This window comes from Streptosporangium sp. DT93 (assembly GCF_049844535.1).
Classification (GTDB): domain Bacteria; phylum Actinomycetota; class Actinomycetes; order Streptosporangiales; family Streptosporangiaceae; genus Streptosporangium.
Genome location: NZ_JBNCLF010000007.1, coordinates 143,717 through 161,986 on the forward strand (window position 1 = coordinate 143,717; position 18,270 = coordinate 161,986).

Below are 18,270 nucleotides of genomic sequence, written 5' to 3' on the forward strand. Positions count from 1 at the left end.
GCCGGGGGTGGCGGTCATGCGGCGGCCTGCTCGGCGTGCTGGCTGGTGGCGGCCAGGTGGATGACGTAGTGGGCGAGCACTCGCAGGTCGCGTTCGTAGCGGTGCAGGGTGCGGTTGGTGATGCCGAGCCGGTCGGGGATGTGCTGGCGGGGCACGCCGAAGCGCAGGAGGTCGAAGTAGTCCTCGATGCGGCCGGCTCGGGGCGCGTACCAGCGGGAGCGGTTGGCGCGGGGGAACTGGTGGAGGGTTCCGGCGCGGAGGTGGCGCTGGTAGCAGGCTTTGAGGAGGCGTCGGCGCCAGTTTTCGCCGGTGTTGCCGCATCCGCAGATGCAGGTGATGGGCGGGTGGTTCACGTCTCCTCCAGGGCTCGGCGCGTGTTGGTGGCGCGGATGGTTTTCCAGTCGTCGGGGGCGGGTCGTAGGGGTGGCCGCCAGCCGGGGGCGGCGAGGTGGTCGGCGACGTAGCGGTGGGCGAGGTCGTTGACGAGGTGGGCTTGGACGTAGGGGCGGATGAGGGTGGCGAGGTCGTGGGCGGCTTGACGGAATGCGGCGGTGATGTCGGGGTCGGCGCTCACGCGGTCCTCCGTTCGGGTGTGGGGGCGAGCTGGTGGGCTCGGATGACGAGGTGGGCTCGGGGTGCGTCGTCGCCGAGTTCGGCGCGCGCGGCGGCGAGGAGGGTGTGGCCGAAGTCGGGGAGCCGGTTGAGGGCGGCGAACGCGGCGGCGTAGGCGGCGTCGAGGTCGGCTGGCGCGAGGTTGGCGAGGGGGGTGCCGGGAGGCTGCGAATCGTGTTCGGCCGAAGGCTCGCGGCGCGTCGGCGTCTCCCCTTCCACCTCAGCCCCGTACGGAGAGCTCAATGTGTGTGGGAGGTCTATGGGAGGTCTATGTATAGGTGGGCGGGTGCTGCACCCGGTGTTCTTGGGTGCAGCACCCGGTGTTCCGGGGGGCAGCACCCGGTGATTACTCGTCGGTAACCTGTTATCAGCGGGTGCAGCACCCGGTGTTTCTGAGTTATCCACAGGGTTATCCACAGGCATAACAGCGGGTGCAGCACCCGGTGATCCGAGGTTCGGCGCCTCCCGCCGACCCCCGTCCGGCCGCTTCCGGGATCCGCGGGCGGGGGGCGGGGCGACACCATCCGGAACGAACAGGTTCGCCTCGTGCACGTCGAGCATCGCGACCCGCTCCAGAAGGTCGTCGGGGATCGCCAGCCGGTACTCATCCGCCTTGCCGCCGCGGCCCGCCAAGGAGCCTTCGAAGACGCGCACCATCAGGCCGACGTCGCGCAGCCGCCCCAGACAGTTGCGGACGGTTTTCTCGTCCTTGCGGGTCACCCGGGCCAGCCGGTCGACGGAGGGCCGCACGCGGGTGCCGTCGGGGTTGCCGTAGGTAGCGGCGATCAGGGCGATGTGCTGCACGGTGTCGGATCCGACGCGCTTCTTGCCTTCGCCGAAGCCGAGTTCGGCGCGACGCACTACTTGAACCCAGGTCCAGTAGATGCGTTCAGGCGCTGTCATGCCGTCTTCTTTCGGGAGGTGGTTCGTTGGTCATCTGGTGCGGGGCGGGCCCGGTTTTCGGCGGGTCACGGCGTCGCTTGTGCCGGGTTGTGGGGTCAGAAGAGGCCGTCTTGCGCGGTGTGGCCGTGCGGCTCTTCCGTGACGGGTCCGGCTTCGCGCGCCTTGGCCCGGTGTCGTGGCGCGCAGTGATGGCATGTCAACGCGCTGTACAAAGTCAGGCGTGGTCGGCGCCCGGTTACCACGAGGGTGGCGGGGCGCCGGCAGGTGGAACATCTGCTGACCCAGGGCATGGACGCCTCCGCGGCGGAAACGGGCCGGGGCCCGGCCGCCGCGCGCGGCTGGACTGGTGGTGGTTGCGCGGTCAGACATCGGGGTCCTGGACGGCGAGGCGGGCCCGGATGTAGCGGCGGATGAGGCCGTCGGCGCGGGCGGTTTTGTTGTGGGAGTCGAGCCAGATGTCGGTGCCGTGGTGGAGGAGGGTGGTCCAGGCTTCGATGTCGGCGGGTTCGCCGATGAGGCGGAGTTCAATCCAGCCTTGGCCGCGGGGGGCGGGGTCGTGTTTCACACGGTCAGCCACGGCTGGCCCCCGCTTCGTCGCGGCGGCGCATCATGTCTCGCGCGGTGTCATCGAGCATGACCAGGGTGCTGGGCGTGATGGGCCCGCGGTGAGTGATGCGGGCGGTGGCGCCGCTGGGCAAGTCGACGGTGGTGGTGGTGATCTCCTCCTGCGCCTCCTGCCCGCCGGGCTGGCGGAGGTAGGCGGGGACGGGCGGCAGCGCACGGCAGAGGGCGGGGTCTTGGTGGGCGTCGTGGTAGGCGGCGGCCTGCCGCTCGAGCCACTCGACGGGGGTCTCGGTCTCGCCCATCAGCGAGTCCCCTCCTGCTCGTCGCCGCGGGTGAGCGTGCTGACGTCGACGCCGAGCTCGGCGAGGGCTTCGACGGCCGCGGTGGTGGCGATGCTGGCGGCGCGGGCGACGTCGACTTCGGTGTCGTGCTGGACGTGCGCGCGCAGGTGTTGGCCGATGCGCTCGTGCAGCAGTTCCTCGGGGGTGAGGTTGCCGCCGGTGCGGCGTAGCCACTCGGGCGACATGCGGGGGGCGGGTTGCTGCTGGGGTGGCTCTGGGGGTTCGCCGGGCTTGCCTCGGGTGATGAGGATCAGCGCCCAGTTCTTGCTGTCGGCGAGGAGCCACCAGTAGGAGCGGCGTTCCATGTCGGGGTTGGCGAGGAGGCTGGCCCATCTGGCGAGGAGCCCGATCGGTTCGCGGCTCATCCGGCCACCGCCGCAGGGCTCTGCGCGCTCTCAGAGGCCTCCTGGGCTTCGAGGACGGCGTAGTACTCGCTGAGCTTCACCCGTTCCCAGAGGTTCAGGTCGACCTCGCGCTCGTGGATGTCCGCGCCCCAGGTGACGTACAGGGCGCCGCCCATCTCGTTGATTCCGCACGTCATCAGCGCCGGTTCGGCGGCGGCGAACGTCCTGCTGGGCATGCCCTTGAGGGCGCGCGGGTCGGGGCGCCGCATGGCGTCCAGACGGGCGCCGATCGCCTTGCCCGGCTTGGTGGAGCGGCGAGGGACGAGGCAGTGCTTGCGCTGGTCGTAGCGCCAGTGTTCGGGGATGTCGCCGTCGTCGTGGGAGACGCCGAAGACCTGGCCGCTGACGGCGTCGTACCAGATCTTCCGGCCGCCGACGCCGAGGTCTTCCATGAGGGCTTCGACCTTGGGCTGCCATTCGTCGATCGCGGTGAGCGTCGCGTGGAGTCTGGCGAGGATGCTCGGGTTGGTGGTGCGGTAGACGGTGAGCTTGCTCATCAGGCGTTCACCGCCGCGTACACGTCGTCGAGGGTCTGGCCGGCCTGCTCTTCGTCGGCCGGAACGTCGCGCGGCTCCGGAGCCGGCGGGCTGCGGAACAGCGGCTCTTCCGGTTCGGCGCCGCCGTCGTCGTCGATGAGCTCGTCCGGCCACGGGCTCCCGGCCACGATTTCGCCTGCGTCGAGGTGGCCGACGGGCATGAATACGCCGATGACGCGGTGCTCCACCTGGATGAGGATCGGGTCGACCGGGTCGGGTCCGACGTGGACGGTGAGCACCTCCCCGGGGGCGGCGGCCTTGGCCCACCGGGTGAGGTAGGTGGGGGTGAGGGCGAACAGCGGCGCGGCCGGGGTGAGGTTCCGTTCCACGACGGGCCGCAGAAGGCGCCGCCACCCCCGGAGAGGCCCGTGGCCGCGTCCGTGGAGGACGAGGCGGGTACCGTCCTCGGAGGTGATGGTGAGGCCCAGGGATTGGACGGTGTCGCCGCGACGGGTGACGGGGACGGGCACCTTGTCGATGAGCAGTTGGAGCTGCGGATCCTCCTTCTTGGTGTGCTTGAACAGCTTGAGCATGGCGGTGGCGTCGGCGCGGTCGATGGCCACCGCGGCGTCGTCGTCGACGTCGTCGAGTTCGTGGCGAGCGGCCGCCATGGTGTACCGGTCGGTGGCGACGGCGTAGAGGACGCTGTGCCGCACCTGGATGAGGACGATGTTCAGCTCTGGGAGTTCGGGGTCGGTGCCGGTGTGGGGTAGCACCGGGTTGAGCAGGTTGTGCAGGTCTTTGGTGGTGAGGTCGATGCGGGTCACGCTCGGCTCCAAGGGGGTGAGGGGCCCGGCCGGACGGCCGGGCCCGCGGGATGGTCAGGACAGGCGGATCGCCATCACCAGGTACCGGTAGGCGGGGGCGTCGCCGCTGTCGGCGGGGACGATGAGCGCGGGTTTCGCGGGCCCGGTCATGCCGATGCGCGCCCGCCCGCCGTCGACCCCGGCGAGGCCGTCGAGGAGGAACTGGGGTTGGAAGGCGATCTCCAGCGGCGCCCCGTCCAGGTCGGCGGGCACGGTTTCGGCGCCGCGCCCCATGTCTCCGCCACCCGCCTGCACGAGTACCTCACCGTCGGCCCAGGCGAGGCGGACGGGGGTGTGACGTTCGGCCACCAGCGACACCCGCTTCACCGCGGCGATGAGCGGCCCGGTCTCCACCTCGGCCCAGATGGTGTAGCCGTCGGCTTGCAGGCGGGCGTTGTAGTCGACGAACTGCTCGTCGAGGAGCCGCACCGTGGTGGTGCGGCCGCCGCCTGCGAAGGAGGCGAGGCCGTCGCTGACGCCCACGCTGACCGGGCCGGCGGGGAGCTGCTTGGCGATGTCGGTGAGGAGCCGCCCGGGGATCATCGCGGCGACGGTGTCGGTTCCGGCGGGCTCCCAGTCGAGGGTGCGGGCGGCGATGCGGTAGCGGTCGGTGGCGGCGAGGGTGAGCTGGTCGCTGGTGGCGTCGACGCGGATGCCGGTGAGCATGGGCAGGGTGTCGTCCTTGCCGGCGGCGGGCGCCACCTGGGCGACGGCGGCGGCGAGCGTGTGGGCGTTGACGGTGCCGACGGCGGCGGGCGGTTCGGGCAGGGTGGGGTAGTCGTCGACGGGCATGGTGAGCAGGTCGAACTTCGCTGTCCCGCAGGTGATGGTGACCTCGTTGAGGGAACTGACGCCGTTGTGGCCGTCGATCCCGGACAGGGTGAGGGTGACCGGCTGGCGGGGCAGCGCCTTGACCACCTCGGCGAGCACCCGCCCGGGCAGAAGGACCCGGCCGGGTTCGGCGACGTCGGCGCCGACGGTGATCCGCCTGGAGGTGTCGTAGTCGAAGGCGGCGACGGTGAGCTCGTCGCCCTCGGCGGTGAGGATGAGTCCGGCGAGGACGGGGACGGACGGCCGGGGTGAGAGGGCGTGGGCGGTCCAGGCGACGGCGTCGGCCAGGACGGCGGGGTCGATGGCGAGTTTCATGCGGCGTCCTTGAGGTCGAAGAGGGCGGTCTGACCGTCGGCGGGCGTGTCCACGGCGGCGGGCCGCGGGGTGGCGGTGAAGTCGACGACCGGCAGGCAGAAGTGCTCTGCGGCCCACTTCTGGGCGCGCTCCTTGTCGTGCGGCCCGATGCTTTCCTCGCGGGCGAGGGAGGCGCCGCAGCGGCAGGTGGCGTTCCAGGCGAAGCAGTCGTCGCACAGGCGGGTGGCGGTGGCCGGGTTGAGCCAGCCGGAGCCTTCCCGCGGGCTGTCGGTTTCCGCGGTGAGGGTGGGGCAGTCGGCGCGGGCGTGGTCGCCGTTGGCGCCGGGGTACCAGGGGCGGATCCAGCCGAGCATGGTGGTGGTCATCGGGTTGCCTCCTGGCGCGTCTTGTCGCGGATGTCGCGGCGTTCCCGCGGGGTCAGGCCGCCCCAGATGCCTTCCGGCTCGCCGCGGCGGAGGGCGTAGGCCAGGCAGGCGGATCGGATTGGGCAGGAGCGGCAGACGGCTTTCGCGGCTTGTACCTGCGGGTTGCCGGCGGCGTAGCTGAGAGGGAAGAAACTTTCGCTGTCGATGTCAGCGGCCCGGCAGGCGGCCTGAGTCCATTGGGTGCTCATGAGACGTGCTTCCAGCTCTGGCCCTTGCGCACGGACGCGATCGTGTGGGTGGAAACGCCGTACTGGTCGGCCAGGTACTTGACGACTCCGAGGTAGGTGGGGACCGCCCGAATGGCGCGGACGCTTTCCTCTGTGAGCCGGGCGTTCGCCCGCGCGGTGCCGGGGTGTCGTTTGCCCTGCCGCCCCTTGGCGATCATGTCCTTGGCGTTGTCTGACTGGGTGCCGAGGAACAGGTGCATCGGCCGAACGCAGGGCGGGTTGTCGCAGCGGTGGCAGATGACCTTGCCTGGCGGGATCGACCCGTTGGCCAGCGCGTAGCTGACAGTGTGGGCGTTGACGAAGTAGCCCTTGCGGACCGTGAACTGGCCGTATCCGTCGGGTCTGCGGTAGGCGCGCCATTCCCAGCAGTCGCCGCTGGTGTCGACTTTCGCCCAGAAGCGGTCGATGAACGGAGTGTTGATCAGACCCGTGAGGTCGAGGCCTTTCCACTGGCCGCCCATCAGCATTCGTCCTTCCGTGTTGTGGTCATGCCGCTTTCCTGTTCTGGGTCTGGGCGGCGAGGAGGGCCCGGCGGGCGGCGTAGCGCTGGACGGTGCGGGGGGAGACGGAGAGCTCCCAGGCGATGGAGGCGGTGGAGCGGCCCAAGTCGGCCAGGACCGCGTACTCGGCGCGCCGCAGGGTCGGAGAGGTGGAGGGTTCATCGCGGGGCCTGCGCCGCGGCGGCGGGCCGGTGTCGGGGCGTCCGGCGCGGCGCCAGCGGTCGGCGCAGGCCTTCACCCAGTTGTTGGCGCCGTAGGGGCCGGGGCGTCCGCAGCATGCGCAGGTGATCTGTCGGCGGCCCATCAGCGTGCTCCGGTCGGGGTGAGGTCGAACAGCGGCACCGTCTCGTAGACGACCGGCCGGGCCGGGTTCCGCTCGGGCCGATGGGCGATGTCGGGTCGTGGGTGCCCGCAGTCGCCGCACGAGCACGACCAGGCACACACCCGGTCGGCCAGCCACACCTGCGCGGTCCTGGTGCGGTGCCAGCCGGTCGCCGAGACGGACGGGTGCCGGTACGGCTCGGCGAAGCCAAGGACCTGATCGGTCCGGGTGACGACGTAGGTCTCGCACACCGGCAGCGGGACACCGACGTGGCAGATGTCATGCCGTCCGGATGCGCAGGCCCCGCCGCCCCATTGGCAGGCGCAGTGCGTGGTCCCGAGGGGCTGCTCCCTGTGGGCCTTGCGCATGGCGGCCGGCCACACGTTCTCGCGCACCCACGCGGCCTGGTCGGGGGTCATGCCGCCACCTGCTTGGCGGGGGCGGCGGGGATGAGGGCGAGGGTGTAGCCGAGCGCCTCCAGGTACGGCTGCAGCGTCGTCAGCCTCACCCCGTGGCGCCGCATGTGGCTCTCCAGGCCCTCCAGAGTTTTGGGCGTGTAGTGGAGCCGCTCGCGCAGCACAGCCCAGGGCACGCCGGCGCGGCGGCGAAGCTCACCCATGCACGGCAGGGCGTCGAGCGCGTCGCAGATGACGTCCTGTCCTCGTCGTACGACGAGGCGGTGGTTGACGAGGTGGGCGTAGGCGGCGATGTGGTGGACGCGTGGAGTGTTGGCGCCGGTTTCCCAGTGGGAGAGGGTGTCGACGCAGACGCCGAGTTCGGCGGCGACGTGTTCTTGGAGGAGGTCGCGGTCTTTGCGGAGGTTGCGGAGCCGCTGGGGGATGGTGAGGGTCAGCACGACGCCACCGCCGCGGGGGGCTGAGCCACCTCGGTGAGCGCGGCGGGGACGGCCTCGGCCGGGGCGTCGAGCGGCTGCCCGTACCCGGCGCGGCGGAGTAGAACGCACGCGTCGGCCAGCAGCACGCGGGCGGGGCAGTCGACCTCGGTGGGGGTGGAGTGGCGGCCGTAGCTGCCGAGCCGGACGACGTCGGACAGGCGGAGGATCGCCCACCACCGGTGCGCGTTGCTGGCGCCGATGCCGCGGCGCTGCAGGACGAGCACGCCGACGTCGGCGCGCGCGTTGGCCCGCTCGGCTTCGGTTTCCGCCATCCAGTCGGTGATGAGGCCGTCGGAGGCGTTCTTCGCCGCCTCGCCGCCCTTCACTTCGAAGACCAGGCCGGGGCACCCCGTGATGTCTCCGAGGTCGTAGGCGCCGGCGAGGGCGCGGCGTTCGGCGTGGGGAAATCCGAGGGTGCGGAGGGCGCGCACAACGGCACTCTCAGCCGCGGTGCCCACCGCTTTGGGCTTGTTCACCATGTCAGGCCTCCGTGACGGCGATGGGAGCCCTCGCGGGCTCGGCGAGGTGGTTGAGGGTGAGGAGCGCACCGGCCAGGACGGCGGCGATGGCGATGCCGATGGCGAGGCAGGGCACCCACACCGGCCGGCCTTGGATGCCGGTGACGAGCGCGGTGATGCCGGCGAGGGCGGCGAGGACGACGCAGGTGGTGATCAGTGCCACGGCGTCCACCGCCTCGAGGTGGTGCGGGCCTGGATCTGCTTGAGGCCGTCGCGCACCGGCAGCCGGTCGACGAGCTGCCGGTGGACGAGGAGCTCCGCCTCGACGTCCGGGTCGGGGGCGAGCTCGCCCACCGCGATGAGGAGCTGCCGGGTGAGGTCGAGGCCGATGCCGGCGAGGGCGAGGGTGGCGAGGAGGAGGTTGGTCATCGCTTCGGCCACTCCCCCACGTAGATGCGCTGGTTGGTGGCGTCCGGCTGGCGGCCGGGTGCGGGGCGCTGCAGGCCGCGGCGGCGGTGCTGGATGTCGATGACGATCCAGGCGACGCCGACGGCGGCGATGATGGCGAGGAAGATGACCCCGAACACGCGGATGATCATGTCGATGACGTCAGCCACGGCCGGCCTCCCGGGTGAGCTCGGCGCGGATCCGGTCGGCCTGCTCCGGCCCGGTCGTCTCCAGTGCGACGGCGGCGACCAGGCCGGTGGCGGGGCGGCCGAGGAACCGGGAGCCCTCCGCCAGCCGGTCAGCGTCCAGCAGATGGGCGACGTCGGCGTGCAGGGTCTCGCCTTCGTTAAAGAGGGCGTCGGCCAGGTGCTGGATGGTGGGTAGTTCGCACGGGGTGCCGCCGATCCAGAACACCTCGACCGGCTCGTCGGTGGGGTGGGGGGCGGGCTGGGTGCGGCGGGCGTAGAAGGTGGCGAGGGGGGCGTCCCAGCCAATGGTGAGGGTGTCGTTGGGGTGGGTGCTGTTGGGGAAGAGGGTGTGGCGGCTCACGGTTCTCCGTAGGGTTCGGGGGTGGGGCCCCGCCCGCTTTCCTCGGGCGGGGCACCACGGCGTTCAGGGGGCGGGTGGGGCGTCGGTGACGATGTGGCGGGCGAGGAACGGTTTGTCCGCCTCCGGCACCGGGTCGGGGACGTCGCCCTTCCGGTGGGCGTCCCACCGCTCCAGGAGGCGCATCAGCACGTCTTCCGGCACGTCGAGGTCCTTGACGGCGGACCACACGTCGATCACGGGCATCAGGCGCCGCCGTTCGGGCCGTCGACGGCGCGCTCGTCCCCACCGGCGGCCGGGGTGCCGGGTTCGGGCGCCTGGAGGTGGGCGACGATCTCGGCCGCCACCTGCTGCAGCTTCTCCGGCGGCAGGTCGGCCGGGCGGGTGGCCGCTGCCCCGCCGTCCACGGCCGCGTACAGCGCCTGGTAGGCGGCGATCTCCGCCCGCAGCTCCGCCGCCCGCTCCCGGTCATAACTGCTGCCGAGGCCCTCGTACATCTTCAGGTACTTGGTGCTCTGCGCGATGCACCCCTCGGCGGCGGCCTTCACCGCCTCGCGGGTCGCCCACACGTCGTCGAGCACCGGCTCCACACCCTCGTCCAGGCAGTCGTTGATGTAGGCGGAGACGCTGACGATGCTGGCGTGCGCGGACCGGTCGTAGTACGCCGCCTTGTAGAAGATCGCCAGCCGCTTGCGGCCCAGCTCGTCGACGATGTGCGACCACATGGCGTGGCCGCTGCCCTCCCGCTTCCACCCGGGCGGGAGTTCGGCGTGGCGGAACAGCTTGTCGCCGGACACCGGCGCGCCGAGGGTGAAGCCGAGCGCGGTCAGCTCTTCCTCGGAGCCGTAGCCGAGGTCGGCCGGGATGACGTCGGAGTTGACCAGCTCTCGCTGCCCCTGCTTCTCCTGCCGTTCGATCGCGGCGCCGACCCCGCCGGGGCCCATGGCGTCGGCCAGGAGCAGGAGGGGGTCGGTCTTGCTGGTGTTGTACGGCGTGCTCATGCGTGGCGCTCCTTGGCGTGCTCAGGCTGGCGGGGGTGGAGGGTGGCGGCGCGCCACAGGGCGGCGAGGGTGCGGCGCGCCGACCGCCACCGGCGGTGGGCGCGGGCGGCGAGGCGGGTGCGCAGGGCGGGCCGGTCGTACACGGCCAGCGCGAGCAGCAGGGCGAACCAGGCGCCGCCGTGCAGCAGGTGGCCGATCATCGGGTCTCCCGGCGGGTGAGCATCCGGGCCTTGATCTGCTCCTGGGTGGGGGCGGCCCAGACGTGCCAGCCCGCTTCGTCGGTCCACCGCTGGGCGTGGTCGTGCTGCTCGATGCCGCAGTGGGTGCAGCCGTTCGGGGCGGTCACCGGGCCTGCTCCTCGGCGAGCGTCGGGTAGAAGCCGGTCTGGTTCGGGTCGTCCGGCGGGCAGGCGCGGGCGGTGCCCCCCTGCACGAGGTGCACCAGCCCGTTCGGGCCCGGGAATACCTCGCGCCCGCACTCGCCCGGGCACGGCTCCCCGAACGGGGCCACACCCGCGGGGACGCCCGGGATCATCGGCGCCAACTCCGGAGCCGCCGACGGGGCCGGCCACACCAGCGCGGCCTCCTGCACGATCGGGAACGTCGTCGTCTCCCCCGGCGCGGCCGGACGCTCCACCGGCTGGCCCGCGCCCTGGCCGTCCACGATGCGCCGGTCCCGCTCGGCCTCCAGCACGCCGGCGACGGTCGCCCAGGCGGCGGCGCAGGCGCGCGCCCAGGCCGGGTCCGTGGCCCAGTCGCGGGCACCGCCGCCGTACTCCACGGCGATCTGCGGCTGCCCGTCCCGGACGGTGAGCTCGCCCGGGCGGGGCCAGCCGAGCGGCTTCGTGGTGGTCGTCTCCCGCTCGCTCATGCGTTCTCCTTGGTCAAGGCGGTGGTGATCGTGACCTGCACGCCGTCCATGCGCACCGTCGCCGTCAGGCGGCCCGGCATGGTGCGCTGCGGGGTGAGGCCGAGCGCCTGCACCCACGCCCGGTGCGTGCCGCGCGGGTCCGCGGCCCCAGCCGGGGTGATGTCGGCCCGGAGCCCGCATCCGACCGCTGTCACGGTCCACGGGATGGCCGGCAGGGCGCGCTCGGCGGCGGTCGACAGGATGTTCGCCAGCCGCTGGCAGGCCCGCGCCTGGTAGGTGATCTGGTCGGCTGCGCTGATCCGCGGCCGGGTAGCCTGTGCTTGCACTTCGTTCTCCTTCAGGGAGGGCCGCCCCGGGCCGGACACCACCAGCCCGGGGCAGCGTCGTTTCAGGGGGTCGAGGCGGCCGCCGGCCGGTACGGGAGCATCGGCCACTCGCCCGGCACCCCGTCGTGCTCCTTGCCGACCCGGTCGAAGTAGGCGCGCATCTCGTCGCACTGCCGGGCCCGCTCCCGCACCTGCAGCGCGTGCAGCTCCGGCAGCGTCATGGAGCCGATGTCCGCCCGGGTGCGGGCGATCTTCCACGCCACGCGGGCCGCGGCCAGGGCGTCGAAGTTCGCGTCGTGCGCGCCTTCGATCTTGACCTGCCAGATCTCGCACAGCTGCGTCAGCTTCCGCCCGGAGAAGCGGCCCGACCGCACGTACCGGTCGAGCACCAGGGCGTCGACCACCGGGTGAACGGGTTCGCCGAGCCGGTCCTGCAGGGTGCGCAGCCCGTGGCGGCGCAGCTCCCGGTCCAGCAGGGTGAAGTCGTACACACAGTTCATGCCGACCAGCGGCCAGCCGAGCCGGACGGCGTCGACGAGGTCGGTAGCGACTTCCTCCAGGACGGGCTCCGGCTGACGCCCCTCGGCCTGGGCGCGGGCCGTGGTGATGCCGTGAACCTCGGTGGCGCGCGCCGGGATGTCCACGCCGGGGTCGATGAGGTGGTGCTTGGACACGACCGGCTTGCCCGGCTCGATCCACACCAGGGCGGCGGTGACGATCCGCGCCGTCTCCACGTCGATGCCGGTGCTTTCGGTGTCCCAGGCGAGCATGGGCTGCTGAAACCAGGGGCCGGTCACTGCTGCGCCTCGTCGTGCTCGTCGCCGTCCGCCTCGTCGCCGGCGGGCTCCGACGAGGTGCTGGCCCCGGGCCGCGGCTCCTTCTCCAGCCGGTCGATGACCCGGCGGGCCTCCGCCATCGTCAGGTCGTTTCGCGACTCGACGTCCCGCCCGATGACCTCGGAGACGAACGCCAGCGCCGTCGGCTTGTCGGTGATCCGGTGCTCGCGCATGAGCGCGAACATCTTCTTCTGCTGGTCCTGCGAGATCATCCGCTCGGAAGGCTCGGACACCAGGCCCGGCCCGGGCGGCTCGTCCGCGACCGGGGCGGACGGCGGCGCGACGGGCGGGGTGACCGCGTCGCGGATCGTCTGCCCCGGCTGGTTCGCCCGTGCCGGGGCGGTCGTCACGACCACCGACCCGTCGCCGTTCACCTCCGCGCCGAGCTCCTCCGGCGTGTAGCCGACCCCGGACAGCTCCTCCTCGCACGCCTCCCGCGCCACCTCGGAGATCGCCCGCGCCTTCAGCATGGCCTCGGGGTAGCTCTTCCACACCGCCTTGTTGGTGAGCCCGGCGGCCTGCGCGCGGCCCATCGTCCAGGTGGAGCGGAAGGTGAAGTCCGGGTCGTCGCGGCGGATGATCGTGGCGACCGCGGCGATCAGGGTGCCGTTGGAGTCGCGCTCGACCCACACGCGCAGCCGGTGGCCGGCCCGGCGCACCAGCGCCGAGATCAGCCCGGACGAGGCGCTCGGCTTCCCCTCAATTATGTGGACGCCGGTGATCGCCGCGATCGGCTCGATCCCCAGGGACCGGCCGAACTCGATGGCGTACAGGACGTTCTCCGGCTTGCCCCGGTACTGGGCGGGCAGCAGGTTGGAGACGGCGAGCGCCTGGGAGTACTGGATCCGCTCGGGCAGGGAGTCCTGGCGGGCGGCGGGCAGGTCGATGGTCATGCTGCGACTCCGTTGAGTGCGATGTCGGAAAAGGTCATGTCGGCGGCCGGGGCCGCGGGGAGGTTGCGGCCGGCCACCAGGTACGGGGTGCCGCCGCCCTTGGCCTGCCGGGTGGCGAGCGTGTAGCCGTTCCAGCGGGCCCGCCGGGCGGAGCCCATGGCCCCGAGCAGGCGGGTGCGGGCGGCCTGCATGCGCTCGGAGGCGGCGTCCGCTTCGGCCAGTGCGGTGAGGAACTCGGCGGCCAGGTCGTCGTCGACGGCCACGTCGGCGAGCGGATCCTTCTTGTCGGCGATGTCGGGGTGCAGGAACCGGACGGCCTCGTAGGTGGCCGGGTGGGCGTCCAGGTCGGGCATCTCCTGCCAGAGCAGGCTGTCGAGGAAGTCCTCGGCCCGCTCGCGCATAATGCGGACGTCGTCGGCGTCGTAGTCGACGACGTACTCGCGGAACTCCAGCCGGCCGGTCAGCACGCCGAAGCGGACCTGCGATACGCCGAGGGTGTCCATCTGCCACAGCGCCTGAGCCCGGTAGTAAAGCGGGACTTCGTCGGTGCCGGGTTCGCCCCAGCCGGAGCCGTCGGCGTCGGTCTTGTACTCGGCGAGGTCGACCAGGCGGCCGTCGGCGAGGAACCGGCCGTCCGGGGAGGCGAGCTGCCAGGGCCGGTCCTCGTTGATCCAGCAGCCGCCGGGCGCCAGCTCGTACTCGGGGTGCTGGTCGCGCATCCAGTTGGCGATGGACGTCTCCAGGTAGTGGCCGCGCGCCTGCGCCTTGGTCTGCTCGTCGCGCTGGACGAGGCCGGCCATCTGGCACCACAGGCTGTAGGGCGATTCCCACGGGGAGAGGCCGAGGACGGCGCTGATCTTGGAGGCGGACATGTAGCGCAGCCACTCCGCCGACCCGGGGGCGATGGCGGGGATCTGGCGGGCGGTCACGCTTCCTCCTCGTCGTGGTCGTCGGGGTCGTTGTCGTGCAGGTGGCTGTCATAGTCGGCCTGGGAATCGCGGAACTCGCGCTCCTCGTCAGGGGTGAGCTCCGGCTCGGGCCCGGTCATGCCGTCCTCCCGGGGGTGGTGTACGGCTGCGGTCCGGCGTGCTCGACCGGGCGGATCGCGGCGGTCCACGTGTCCGCGTCGTCGTCGGGGATGCGGGTGTCCTCCCACGCGGCCAGCTCGGCGCGCTCCCGGCGGCGGAACAGGGCCATCACGCCGCCCTCCGCTCCGCGCGGCGGCGCTGCGTCTCGGACGCCTTCAAGTCCGGCAGCCCCAGCTCGTCCAGGGCCGCCTTGAACTGCGGCCACCAGAACAGGGGGCCGTGCACGGTCGTGACCGTGAGCTGGCCGAGCTTCGGGTAGCGGATCAGCCAGTTGCCGACCGCCGCCCGGCTGACACCGGCGCGCTCAGCGATCCGCGCCGGGGAGACGAGGTGCTCGCGGATGAGCTCGTCGACGCCGTCCGGCACGGTGAACGGGGCGGTCATCGGCAGCCTCCGCAGGTGGTGGTCTTCCGGGAGTTGATGTGGCCTCGCGGGCACATCCAGGTCGAGGCGGTGCCGGGCGTCAGCCACGGCAGGGCCGGGATGCGGCGGCCGGTCACTGGGCACCGCCCGGCGTTTCGCCGCGCAGCAGCGCCTTGACGTCCGCCTCCCGGAACCGGCGGTGCCCGCCCGGGGTACGAATCGACGCGATCCGGCCAGCGGACGCCCACCGGGTCACCGTCTTCGGGTCGACCCGAAACAGCCGGGCGACCTCGCCAGGCGTCAGCAGGTCGGAGGCAGCGGCGAACCGGTCGGCCTGGCGGTCAGCGGCGGCGCTCATCGGTCACCGCCCTGCACAGCGGCAGACTTCGCCGCGTCGTACTGGGCGATGCCCCACACGATCCCGTGCAGGGCCCACAGGAACCACCAGTGGTAGTCCTTGAGCTGCCACTCCGAGGTGTCCTCGAAGGTGAAGCCCGCCACCCGCTCGGTACGCCTAACGTTGTGCGCCCCATCGGCAGACGGGTGGCGGATCTTCCACAGCGCGGCGTCGTAGGCGTCCGGGAACTCCTCGGAAGCTCCGCATACGCACGACGCCTTGAACGTCTCGCCGTACTCGAAGTCCGCCAGCTCCTGGCGGGCGCCGCCTTCCCAGGTGATGTCGCCGTTCTCCAGCAACTCCCTGATCGCGCGGCTGATCCCTCGGGGCGCAGTCCTGTCGCGGATCGCGTCGGCGACGTGCTCCTTGACGACCTTTTCGAACAGGTTCTGGTCGTACTTCATGACGCTGTCGCGGTCGCTGGTGAGCTTCTCGGCCCAGTAGTGCGCGTTGATGTGGATCGACCCGTCCGACCAGAGGCCGGAGCGGAAGAACTCGAACATGTCGTCGATGCGGCTGAACACGAAGCTCTCGCCGTCGCCCCGGAAGATCAGAGCGCGCGGGACGGTGATCAGGTCGAACCAGTAGGAGCCGTGCTCCGGGTGCTTGAACCGCAGGTGCCGGTACAGGCCGTCGTCGCGCTTGATCTCCATGACGTGGTTGGCGGTCTCGCGGGCGAACCGCTCGGCGATGTCGCGGTAGTCGCTCATCGGTCACCGCCCTGCTCGGCCGCAGCAGCAGCCAGCTCCAGCGCCTCCGCCACCTGCAGGCAGGTGCGGCGATCCCGCCACCGCTCCAGGTCGTCGACGCGGATGCCGGGCTCGATGTGGTAGGCGGCGACCAGCAGCGCCGCCTCCGCGCGCGCCCGGCCCGCGGCGTCGCCGCCGGCGGCCAGGCGGATCGTCTGCGCAACACCCAGCACGGTCGGCGCCTGCGAGCGGGCCACCCGGGCGGCCTCGCGCAGGATCTCGGCGGTGGTCGTCGGGGCCGCAGCGGCCGGACCCGCCAGCCCGCCCGCCTCACACCGCCCGCTGACCGTGTAACCAGCCGCCGGATGCGTGGACACCTGCCTGCGGAGCTGCTCGGCCCGCCACGCCAACGTCAGCGACGACCCGACGCCGTCTTCGAGCACCCGCTCCAAGACGACGTCGAGGACCCCCATACGCCGGTCCAGAATCCGGCGGCGTCGCGCCTCGTCCTCATACGTCTCACCGCCCGGCAGGGCGATGGCCTCGCGGATCGCGGACAGCAGGGCCCGGACGTCGGCGGCGGGGAAGGTCGGCTCAGCCATGCGACACCGCCAGGGCCTCGCGCGGCTGCGCGTCCACCGGCTCGCCGGCGTCGAGCACCCAGCAGGAGCCCAGCGACCACACCTCACGACGGCCCTCGGCGAGGGTCTCCTCGCGGGTGGGCGGGTTGAGGCGGGTGACCTGCACGTCCGTCTGCCCGCCCGGCCGGTGCAGCCAGTCACCGACCTGCAGGTCGGCGGCGACGCGGATGATCCGCAGCGGGGCGGCGGCGGGCGGCTTCGGGTTCCAGAACCGGGCGACGAAGGCGCGCAGCTCCTCATCGGAGCGCACCACCAAAGGCGCCGGGGTGGGTGAGATGATGGTCACGTGACCTCAGTCCTTTCACAGGGAGGATGGGGTGGCGGCGGGCTCATACCGGGTGCATCCGGGTGGGCCCGCAGGCATGTCAGGGCAGGGAAAGCGGCGGCCTGGTGGCCGGTTCAGGAGGCTTTCCGCGCCGCGGGGGTGGGGGTGCCGTCGGCCCGCAGGTAGCCCTTTTCGATCAGGTAGGGGCGGACCAGGTCGGCGATGGTGGCGAGCGCGGTGGGGTCCTCAATGACGGGCGGGAGACCCTGCTCGGCGCGGGTGCGCCTCACCCAGGCGGTGACCCATTCGCGGTCGACCTGGTAGGCGGCCATTACGAGGCCGCTCGCGTGACCTCGAAGAGGTCCTCGAACTTGATGTCGGGGAGGGCGCAGAGGGCGGCGGCGATGAATTCGCGGCCGGGCTGGATGCCTCCGTTCTGGATGCGCAGGACGGTGGTGCGGCTGACGCCGATGTGGGCCGCGCGGGCGTCGTCGGTGGTCAGTTCCTTGGAGGTCATGTGCCGTTCCCACTCGCCGTGCCGGAGCCGGATGACGGGGCGGCCACCGCATGTTTCGTGCATGCACGCACTATGGCACGTGAGAGTGCACGCACGCAACATATGTTGTCGCTGCATGCCCCTCTTTTTGGACCACCGTCCAAAGAGGGTGCGTATGCGCACACCCGTTCTAACCAGGAATGCGGCTCTCACCAGCGTGGAAGTGAGTCAAGTCGCGTGTTATGGTGCGTGCGTGCACACGACTGAATGGGATCGAACCGCGCTGCGCGACACCCTCGACGCGATCATGGAGCGGGCAGACCTCAGCCAAGCCGCCGTCGGCAGACTCGCCGGCCGCGACCGCACCATGGCCAACCGGTGGCTGACCGGCAAACACCAGCCCGCCTACGAGGCGGCGGCACGATTCGCGGCCGCCATCACCGAACAGCGGCCGGACCTTGCCGACCTCGCCCAGCAGTTCATGGCCGCGTCCGGGTACGGCGACCGCATCGCAGGCGACACGACGTCTCTGTTGCCGTCGCTGGAAGCCTCCGCCGTGGGCGCATCCGACGTGCTCCGCCGGGCGGTGGCGGATCTACGGGACCGGGCGCAGGCGGAGGGTCGGCCGTTCACCGAGCTGCTCGTCGAAGAAGGCATCGTCTCGCCGGATGAACTGGTCGTGCCGGACAGCCTCCGGCCGGACCCCATGATCGAAGAGATCAACGCATCAAGTGATCTTTCTGACGGAACGAAAATCGCCCTAATCCGGGCACATCTGGAAAATCGGGCTCGACGCTTCGAAGAAGTCCGGACAAAAGGGAAAGAGCTGGACGATTAGGAATCGTCCAGCTCTTCACATACATCCTGCGGCTACCTCACAGGGCGGAAGGCCTTGAACGGCCCCGACTCGTCCCGCACACGCACATCCGCGGCGTCACGCCGCGCCGCGTCATCGCTGCGCGTTCCCATCTTGAAGAACCGCTCGATGGTAAGCACCTGCTTGGCGATGATCTCAGCGTGCGCGTTGGTGATCTCCTCCATGCGGCCCGCATGCTCACCCAGAGCCTTCTTGATCTCTTGCGCGTGATGCTTCAAACCGGCGTACACCGATGTCACGATGGCCGATCCCACCAGTGCGGCGAACGCCTTGTAGCCGAGTATGTCCACCAGCAGTGCTTCGACGCCGACGGCGCCCCACCCGAGCCAGGACAGGCGCAGCGCCCAGGCCAGCGAGACGGGGGCGGCGCCGATCATGCGGACGTTCAAGAAAAAC

At 71.6% G+C, this 18,270-nt stretch carries 40 protein-coding genes; 1 reads left to right on the plus strand and 39 read right to left on the minus strand.

The features are described from left to right. Positions 1-14 precede the first annotated feature (14 nt). From ACLQ2R_RS17515 to ACLQ2R_RS17700, 38 genes are all read right to left on the minus strand, one after another. Positions 15-353, minus strand: a complete 339-nt coding sequence (locus ACLQ2R_RS17515; RefSeq protein ID WP_425960782.1) for a hypothetical protein — start codon at positions 351-353, stop codon at positions 15-17. Continuing rightward, complete coding sequence (locus ACLQ2R_RS17520) at positions 350-574, minus strand: hypothetical protein (protein WP_425960783.1); 225 nt, start codon at positions 572-574, stop codon at positions 350-352. The genes ACLQ2R_RS17515 and ACLQ2R_RS17520 overlap by 4 nt, the downstream gene beginning before the upstream one ends. Continuing rightward, entirely contained in the window at positions 571-1,515 is a 945-nt protein-coding gene (locus ACLQ2R_RS17525) for a hypothetical protein (RefSeq protein ID WP_425960785.1), read from the minus strand. Before ACLQ2R_RS17525 ends, ACLQ2R_RS17520 begins: the two co-directional genes overlap by 4 nt. Before the next feature lie 361 nt (positions 1,516-1,876). Continuing rightward, entirely contained in the window at positions 1,877-2,092 is a 216-nt protein-coding gene (locus ACLQ2R_RS17530; RefSeq protein WP_425960786.1) for a hypothetical protein, read from the minus strand. Then, positions 2,085-2,381: a hypothetical protein gene (locus tag ACLQ2R_RS17535; RefSeq protein WP_425960787.1), complete on the minus strand. Its 297-nt coding sequence runs from the start codon at positions 2,379-2,381 to the stop codon at positions 2,085-2,087. Before ACLQ2R_RS17535 ends, ACLQ2R_RS17530 begins: the two co-directional genes overlap by 8 nt. Next, positions 2,381-2,785 (minus strand): hypothetical protein, encoded by a 405-nt coding sequence (locus ACLQ2R_RS17540; protein WP_425960789.1) that lies wholly within the window; start codon positions 2,783-2,785, stop codon positions 2,381-2,383. The genes ACLQ2R_RS17535 and ACLQ2R_RS17540 overlap by 1 nt, the downstream gene beginning before the upstream one ends. Next, positions 2,782-3,321, minus strand: coding sequence for a hypothetical protein (locus tag ACLQ2R_RS17545; protein ID WP_425960790.1), 540 nt, complete (start codon positions 3,319-3,321; stop codon positions 2,782-2,784). The genes ACLQ2R_RS17540 and ACLQ2R_RS17545 overlap by 4 nt, the downstream gene beginning before the upstream one ends. Further along, positions 3,321-4,127: a hypothetical protein gene (locus ACLQ2R_RS17550; protein ID WP_425960791.1), complete on the minus strand. Its 807-nt coding sequence runs from the start codon at positions 4,125-4,127 to the stop codon at positions 3,321-3,323. Before ACLQ2R_RS17550 ends, ACLQ2R_RS17545 begins: the two co-directional genes overlap by 1 nt. A 54-nt stretch (positions 4,128-4,181) precedes the next feature. Continuing rightward, complete coding sequence (dnaN, locus tag ACLQ2R_RS17555; protein WP_425960793.1) at positions 4,182-5,312, minus strand: DNA polymerase III subunit beta; 1,131 nt, start codon at positions 5,310-5,312, stop codon at positions 4,182-4,184. After that, positions 5,309-5,677: a hypothetical protein gene (locus tag ACLQ2R_RS17560; RefSeq protein WP_425960795.1), complete on the minus strand. Its 369-nt coding sequence runs from the start codon at positions 5,675-5,677 to the stop codon at positions 5,309-5,311. Before ACLQ2R_RS17560 ends, dnaN begins: the two co-directional genes overlap by 4 nt. Continuing rightward, positions 5,674-5,925, minus strand: a complete 252-nt coding sequence (locus tag ACLQ2R_RS17565) for a WhiB family transcriptional regulator (RefSeq protein WP_425960797.1) — start codon at positions 5,923-5,925, stop codon at positions 5,674-5,676. Before ACLQ2R_RS17565 ends, ACLQ2R_RS17560 begins: the two co-directional genes overlap by 4 nt. Continuing rightward, positions 5,922-6,431 carry an HNH endonuclease signature motif containing protein gene (locus ACLQ2R_RS17570; RefSeq protein WP_425960799.1) on the minus strand — a complete coding sequence of 170 codons (510 nt, stop codon included), beginning with the start codon at positions 6,429-6,431 and terminating at the stop codon, positions 5,922-5,924. Before ACLQ2R_RS17570 ends, ACLQ2R_RS17565 begins: the two co-directional genes overlap by 4 nt. Before the next feature lie 19 nt (positions 6,432-6,450). Continuing rightward, positions 6,451-6,768 (minus strand): hypothetical protein, encoded by a 318-nt coding sequence (locus ACLQ2R_RS17575; protein ID WP_425960801.1) that lies wholly within the window; start codon positions 6,766-6,768, stop codon positions 6,451-6,453. Then, entirely contained in the window at positions 6,768-7,205 is a 438-nt protein-coding gene (locus ACLQ2R_RS17580; RefSeq protein ID WP_425960802.1) for a DUF6248 family natural product biosynthesis protein, read from the minus strand. Before ACLQ2R_RS17580 ends, ACLQ2R_RS17575 begins: the two co-directional genes overlap by 1 nt. After that, on the minus strand, positions 7,202-7,642 hold the full coding sequence (locus ACLQ2R_RS17585) for a helix-turn-helix domain-containing protein (protein WP_425960804.1): 441 nt from the start codon (positions 7,640-7,642) through the stop codon (positions 7,202-7,204). Before ACLQ2R_RS17585 ends, ACLQ2R_RS17580 begins: the two co-directional genes overlap by 4 nt. Further along, the gene (locus ACLQ2R_RS17590) at positions 7,636-8,160 is read right to left on the minus strand and encodes a hypothetical protein (protein ID WP_425960806.1); all 525 of its coding nucleotides are present in this window, start codon (positions 8,158-8,160) and stop codon (positions 7,636-7,638) included. The genes ACLQ2R_RS17585 and ACLQ2R_RS17590 overlap by 7 nt, the downstream gene beginning before the upstream one ends. Position 8,161: 1 nt before the next feature. Then, the gene (locus tag ACLQ2R_RS17595) at positions 8,162-8,362 is read right to left on the minus strand and encodes a hypothetical protein (RefSeq protein ID WP_425960807.1); all 201 of its coding nucleotides are present in this window, start codon (positions 8,360-8,362) and stop codon (positions 8,162-8,164) included. Next, a complete protein-coding gene (locus tag ACLQ2R_RS17600) occupies positions 8,353-8,568 on the minus strand; it encodes a hypothetical protein (protein WP_425960809.1) in 216 nt (71 codons plus the stop codon). The genes ACLQ2R_RS17595 and ACLQ2R_RS17600 overlap by 10 nt, the downstream gene beginning before the upstream one ends. Beyond that, entirely contained in the window at positions 8,565-8,756 is a 192-nt protein-coding gene (locus ACLQ2R_RS17605) for a hypothetical protein (RefSeq protein WP_425960810.1), read from the minus strand. Before ACLQ2R_RS17605 ends, ACLQ2R_RS17600 begins: the two co-directional genes overlap by 4 nt. After that, positions 8,749-9,135, minus strand: a complete 387-nt coding sequence (locus ACLQ2R_RS17610) for a hypothetical protein (protein WP_425960811.1) — start codon at positions 9,133-9,135, stop codon at positions 8,749-8,751. Before ACLQ2R_RS17610 ends, ACLQ2R_RS17605 begins: the two co-directional genes overlap by 8 nt. 63 nt (positions 9,136-9,198) lie before the next feature. After that, positions 9,199-9,378, minus strand: a complete 180-nt coding sequence (locus tag ACLQ2R_RS17615; protein WP_425960813.1) for a hypothetical protein — start codon at positions 9,376-9,378, stop codon at positions 9,199-9,201. Further along, positions 9,378-10,133 carry a hypothetical protein gene (locus ACLQ2R_RS17620; RefSeq protein ID WP_425960815.1) on the minus strand — a complete coding sequence of 252 codons (756 nt, stop codon included), beginning with the start codon at positions 10,131-10,133 and terminating at the stop codon, positions 9,378-9,380. The genes ACLQ2R_RS17615 and ACLQ2R_RS17620 overlap by 1 nt, the downstream gene beginning before the upstream one ends. Further along, positions 10,130-10,333 carry a hypothetical protein gene (locus ACLQ2R_RS17625; RefSeq protein WP_425960817.1) on the minus strand — a complete coding sequence of 68 codons (204 nt, stop codon included), beginning with the start codon at positions 10,331-10,333 and terminating at the stop codon, positions 10,130-10,132. Before ACLQ2R_RS17625 ends, ACLQ2R_RS17620 begins: the two co-directional genes overlap by 4 nt. Beyond that, on the minus strand, positions 10,330-10,479 hold the full coding sequence (locus ACLQ2R_RS17630) for a hypothetical protein (protein WP_425960819.1): 150 nt from the start codon (positions 10,477-10,479) through the stop codon (positions 10,330-10,332). The genes ACLQ2R_RS17625 and ACLQ2R_RS17630 overlap by 4 nt, the downstream gene beginning before the upstream one ends. Further along, the gene (locus ACLQ2R_RS17635; protein WP_425960821.1) at positions 10,476-11,003 is read right to left on the minus strand and encodes a hypothetical protein; all 528 of its coding nucleotides are present in this window, start codon (positions 11,001-11,003) and stop codon (positions 10,476-10,478) included. Before ACLQ2R_RS17635 ends, ACLQ2R_RS17630 begins: the two co-directional genes overlap by 4 nt. Next, the gene (locus ACLQ2R_RS17640; RefSeq protein ID WP_425960823.1) at positions 11,000-11,329 is read right to left on the minus strand and encodes a hypothetical protein; all 330 of its coding nucleotides are present in this window, start codon (positions 11,327-11,329) and stop codon (positions 11,000-11,002) included. The genes ACLQ2R_RS17635 and ACLQ2R_RS17640 overlap by 4 nt, the downstream gene beginning before the upstream one ends. A gap of 62 nt (positions 11,330-11,391) precedes the next feature. Further along, complete coding sequence (locus ACLQ2R_RS17645) at positions 11,392-12,126, minus strand: exonuclease domain-containing protein (protein WP_425960825.1); 735 nt, start codon at positions 12,124-12,126, stop codon at positions 11,392-11,394. Next, the gene (locus tag ACLQ2R_RS17650) at positions 12,123-13,058 is read right to left on the minus strand and encodes a recombinase RecT (RefSeq protein WP_425960827.1); all 936 of its coding nucleotides are present in this window, start codon (positions 13,056-13,058) and stop codon (positions 12,123-12,125) included. Before ACLQ2R_RS17650 ends, ACLQ2R_RS17645 begins: the two co-directional genes overlap by 4 nt. Then, positions 13,055-13,987: a lambda-exonuclease family protein gene (locus tag ACLQ2R_RS17655; protein WP_425960829.1), complete on the minus strand. Its 933-nt coding sequence runs from the start codon at positions 13,985-13,987 to the stop codon at positions 13,055-13,057. The genes ACLQ2R_RS17650 and ACLQ2R_RS17655 overlap by 4 nt, the downstream gene beginning before the upstream one ends. After that, a complete protein-coding gene (locus ACLQ2R_RS17660) occupies positions 13,984-14,106 on the minus strand; it encodes a hypothetical protein (protein ID WP_425960831.1) in 123 nt (40 codons plus the stop codon). Before ACLQ2R_RS17660 ends, ACLQ2R_RS17655 begins: the two co-directional genes overlap by 4 nt. Next, the gene (locus tag ACLQ2R_RS17665; protein WP_425960832.1) at positions 14,103-14,258 is read right to left on the minus strand and encodes a hypothetical protein; all 156 of its coding nucleotides are present in this window, start codon (positions 14,256-14,258) and stop codon (positions 14,103-14,105) included. Before ACLQ2R_RS17665 ends, ACLQ2R_RS17660 begins: the two co-directional genes overlap by 4 nt. Further along, the gene (locus ACLQ2R_RS17670) at positions 14,255-14,530 is read right to left on the minus strand and encodes a hypothetical protein (RefSeq protein WP_425960834.1); all 276 of its coding nucleotides are present in this window, start codon (positions 14,528-14,530) and stop codon (positions 14,255-14,257) included. Before ACLQ2R_RS17670 ends, ACLQ2R_RS17665 begins: the two co-directional genes overlap by 4 nt. A 112-nt stretch (positions 14,531-14,642) precedes the next feature. Then, positions 14,643-14,867, minus strand: coding sequence for a BldC family transcriptional regulator (locus ACLQ2R_RS17675; RefSeq protein ID WP_425960836.1), 225 nt, complete (start codon positions 14,865-14,867; stop codon positions 14,643-14,645). After that, positions 14,864-15,616: a hypothetical protein gene (locus tag ACLQ2R_RS17680; protein WP_425960837.1), complete on the minus strand. Its 753-nt coding sequence runs from the start codon at positions 15,614-15,616 to the stop codon at positions 14,864-14,866. The genes ACLQ2R_RS17675 and ACLQ2R_RS17680 overlap by 4 nt, the downstream gene beginning before the upstream one ends. Further along, a complete protein-coding gene (locus tag ACLQ2R_RS17685) occupies positions 15,613-16,197 on the minus strand; it encodes a hypothetical protein (RefSeq protein WP_425960839.1) in 585 nt (194 codons plus the stop codon). Before ACLQ2R_RS17685 ends, ACLQ2R_RS17680 begins: the two co-directional genes overlap by 4 nt. Next, complete coding sequence (locus ACLQ2R_RS17690) at positions 16,190-16,522, minus strand: hypothetical protein (RefSeq protein ID WP_425960841.1); 333 nt, start codon at positions 16,520-16,522, stop codon at positions 16,190-16,192. The genes ACLQ2R_RS17685 and ACLQ2R_RS17690 overlap by 8 nt, the downstream gene beginning before the upstream one ends. 113 nt (positions 16,523-16,635) lie before the next feature. After that, the gene (locus ACLQ2R_RS17695) at positions 16,636-16,833 is read right to left on the minus strand and encodes a hypothetical protein (RefSeq protein WP_425960843.1); all 198 of its coding nucleotides are present in this window, start codon (positions 16,831-16,833) and stop codon (positions 16,636-16,638) included. After that, on the minus strand, positions 16,833-17,081 hold the full coding sequence (locus ACLQ2R_RS17700) for a hypothetical protein (protein ID WP_425960845.1): 249 nt from the start codon (positions 17,079-17,081) through the stop codon (positions 16,833-16,835). The genes ACLQ2R_RS17695 and ACLQ2R_RS17700 overlap by 1 nt, the downstream gene beginning before the upstream one ends. Before the next feature lie 169 nt (positions 17,082-17,250). On the opposite strand from ACLQ2R_RS17700, the gene ACLQ2R_RS17705 reads away from it, so the two are divergent. Further along, the gene (locus ACLQ2R_RS17705; protein ID WP_425960847.1) at positions 17,251-17,835 is read left to right on the plus strand and encodes a helix-turn-helix domain-containing protein; all 585 of its coding nucleotides are present in this window, start codon (positions 17,251-17,253) and stop codon (positions 17,833-17,835) included. Positions 17,836-17,867: 32 nt separating this feature from the next. Here ACLQ2R_RS17705 and ACLQ2R_RS17710 read toward each other — a convergent pair whose 3' ends face one another. Next, on the minus strand, positions 17,868-18,263 hold the full coding sequence (locus ACLQ2R_RS17710; RefSeq protein ID WP_425960848.1) for a hypothetical protein: 396 nt from the start codon (positions 18,261-18,263) through the stop codon (positions 17,868-17,870). Positions 18,264-18,270: the final 7 nt, after the last annotated feature.

What these genes read in the sequence shown, in the direction of transcription:
- ACLQ2R_RS17525 (WP_425960785.1), bottom strand. Translation starts at nt 1,515, where the DNA reads ATGACAGCGCCTGAACGCATCTACTGGACCTGGGTTCAAGTAGTGCGT.
- ACLQ2R_RS17535 (WP_425960787.1), bottom strand. Translation starts at nt 2,381, where the DNA reads ATGGGCGAGACCGAGACCCCCGTCGAGTGGCTCGAGCGGCAGGCCGCC.
- ACLQ2R_RS17540 (WP_425960789.1), bottom strand. Translation starts at nt 2,785, where the DNA reads ATGAGCCGCGAACCGATCGGGCTCCTCGCCAGATGGGCCAGCCTCCTC.
- ACLQ2R_RS17545 (WP_425960790.1), bottom strand. Translation starts at nt 3,321, where the DNA reads ATGAGCAAGCTCACCGTCTACCGCACCACCAACCCGAGCATCCTCGCC.
- dnaN (WP_425960793.1), bottom strand. Translation starts at nt 5,312, where the DNA reads ATGAAACTCGCCATCGACCCCGCCGTCCTGGCCGACGCCGTCGCCTGG.
- ACLQ2R_RS17560 (WP_425960795.1), bottom strand. Translation starts at nt 5,677, where the DNA reads ATGACCACCACCATGCTCGGCTGGATCCGCCCCTGGTACCCCGGCGCC.
- ACLQ2R_RS17565 (WP_425960797.1), bottom strand. Translation starts at nt 5,925, where the DNA reads ATGAGCACCCAATGGACTCAGGCCGCCTGCCGGGCCGCTGACATCGAC.
- ACLQ2R_RS17570 (WP_425960799.1), bottom strand. Translation starts at nt 6,431, where the DNA reads ATGCTGATGGGCGGCCAGTGGAAAGGCCTCGACCTCACGGGTCTGATC.
- ACLQ2R_RS17575 (WP_425960801.1), bottom strand. Translation starts at nt 6,768, where the DNA reads ATGGGCCGCCGACAGATCACCTGCGCATGCTGCGGACGCCCCGGCCCC.
- ACLQ2R_RS17580 (WP_425960802.1), bottom strand. Translation starts at nt 7,205, where the DNA reads ATGACCCCCGACCAGGCCGCGTGGGTGCGCGAGAACGTGTGGCCGGCC.
- ACLQ2R_RS17590 (WP_425960806.1), bottom strand. Translation starts at nt 8,160, where the DNA reads ATGGTGAACAAGCCCAAAGCGGTGGGCACCGCGGCTGAGAGTGCCGTT.
- ACLQ2R_RS17600 (WP_425960809.1), bottom strand. Translation starts at nt 8,568, where the DNA reads ATGACCAACCTCCTCCTCGCCACCCTCGCCCTCGCCGGCATCGGCCTC.
- ACLQ2R_RS17615 (WP_425960813.1), bottom strand. Translation starts at nt 9,378, where the DNA reads ATGCCCGTGATCGACGTGTGGTCCGCCGTCAAGGACCTCGACGTGCCG.
- ACLQ2R_RS17620 (WP_425960815.1), bottom strand. Translation starts at nt 10,133, where the DNA reads ATGAGCACGCCGTACAACACCAGCAAGACCGACCCCCTCCTGCTCCTG.
- ACLQ2R_RS17625 (WP_425960817.1), bottom strand. Translation starts at nt 10,333, where the DNA reads ATGATCGGCCACCTGCTGCACGGCGGCGCCTGGTTCGCCCTGCTGCTC.
- ACLQ2R_RS17635 (WP_425960821.1), bottom strand. Translation starts at nt 11,003, where the DNA reads ATGAGCGAGCGGGAGACGACCACCACGAAGCCGCTCGGCTGGCCCCGC.
- ACLQ2R_RS17650 (WP_425960827.1), bottom strand. Translation starts at nt 13,058, where the DNA reads ATGACCATCGACCTGCCCGCCGCCCGCCAGGACTCCCTGCCCGAGCGG.
- ACLQ2R_RS17660 (WP_425960831.1), bottom strand. Translation starts at nt 14,106, where the DNA reads ATGACCGGGCCCGAGCCGGAGCTCACCCCTGACGAGGAGCGCGAGTTC.
- ACLQ2R_RS17670 (WP_425960834.1), bottom strand. Translation starts at nt 14,530, where the DNA reads ATGACCGCCCCGTTCACCGTGCCGGACGGCGTCGACGAGCTCATCCGC.
- ACLQ2R_RS17675 (WP_425960836.1), bottom strand. Translation starts at nt 14,867, where the DNA reads ATGAGCGCCGCCGCTGACCGCCAGGCCGACCGGTTCGCCGCTGCCTCC.
- ACLQ2R_RS17680 (WP_425960837.1), bottom strand. Translation starts at nt 15,616, where the DNA reads ATGAGCGACTACCGCGACATCGCCGAGCGGTTCGCCCGCGAGACCGCC.
- ACLQ2R_RS17685 (WP_425960839.1), bottom strand. Translation starts at nt 16,197, where the DNA reads ATGGCTGAGCCGACCTTCCCCGCCGCCGACGTCCGGGCCCTGCTGTCC.
- ACLQ2R_RS17695 (WP_425960843.1), bottom strand. Translation starts at nt 16,833, where the DNA reads ATGGCCGCCTACCAGGTCGACCGCGAATGGGTCACCGCCTGGGTGAGG.
- ACLQ2R_RS17700 (WP_425960845.1), bottom strand. Translation starts at nt 17,081, where the DNA reads ATGCACGAAACATGCGGTGGCCGCCCCGTCATCCGGCTCCGGCACGGC.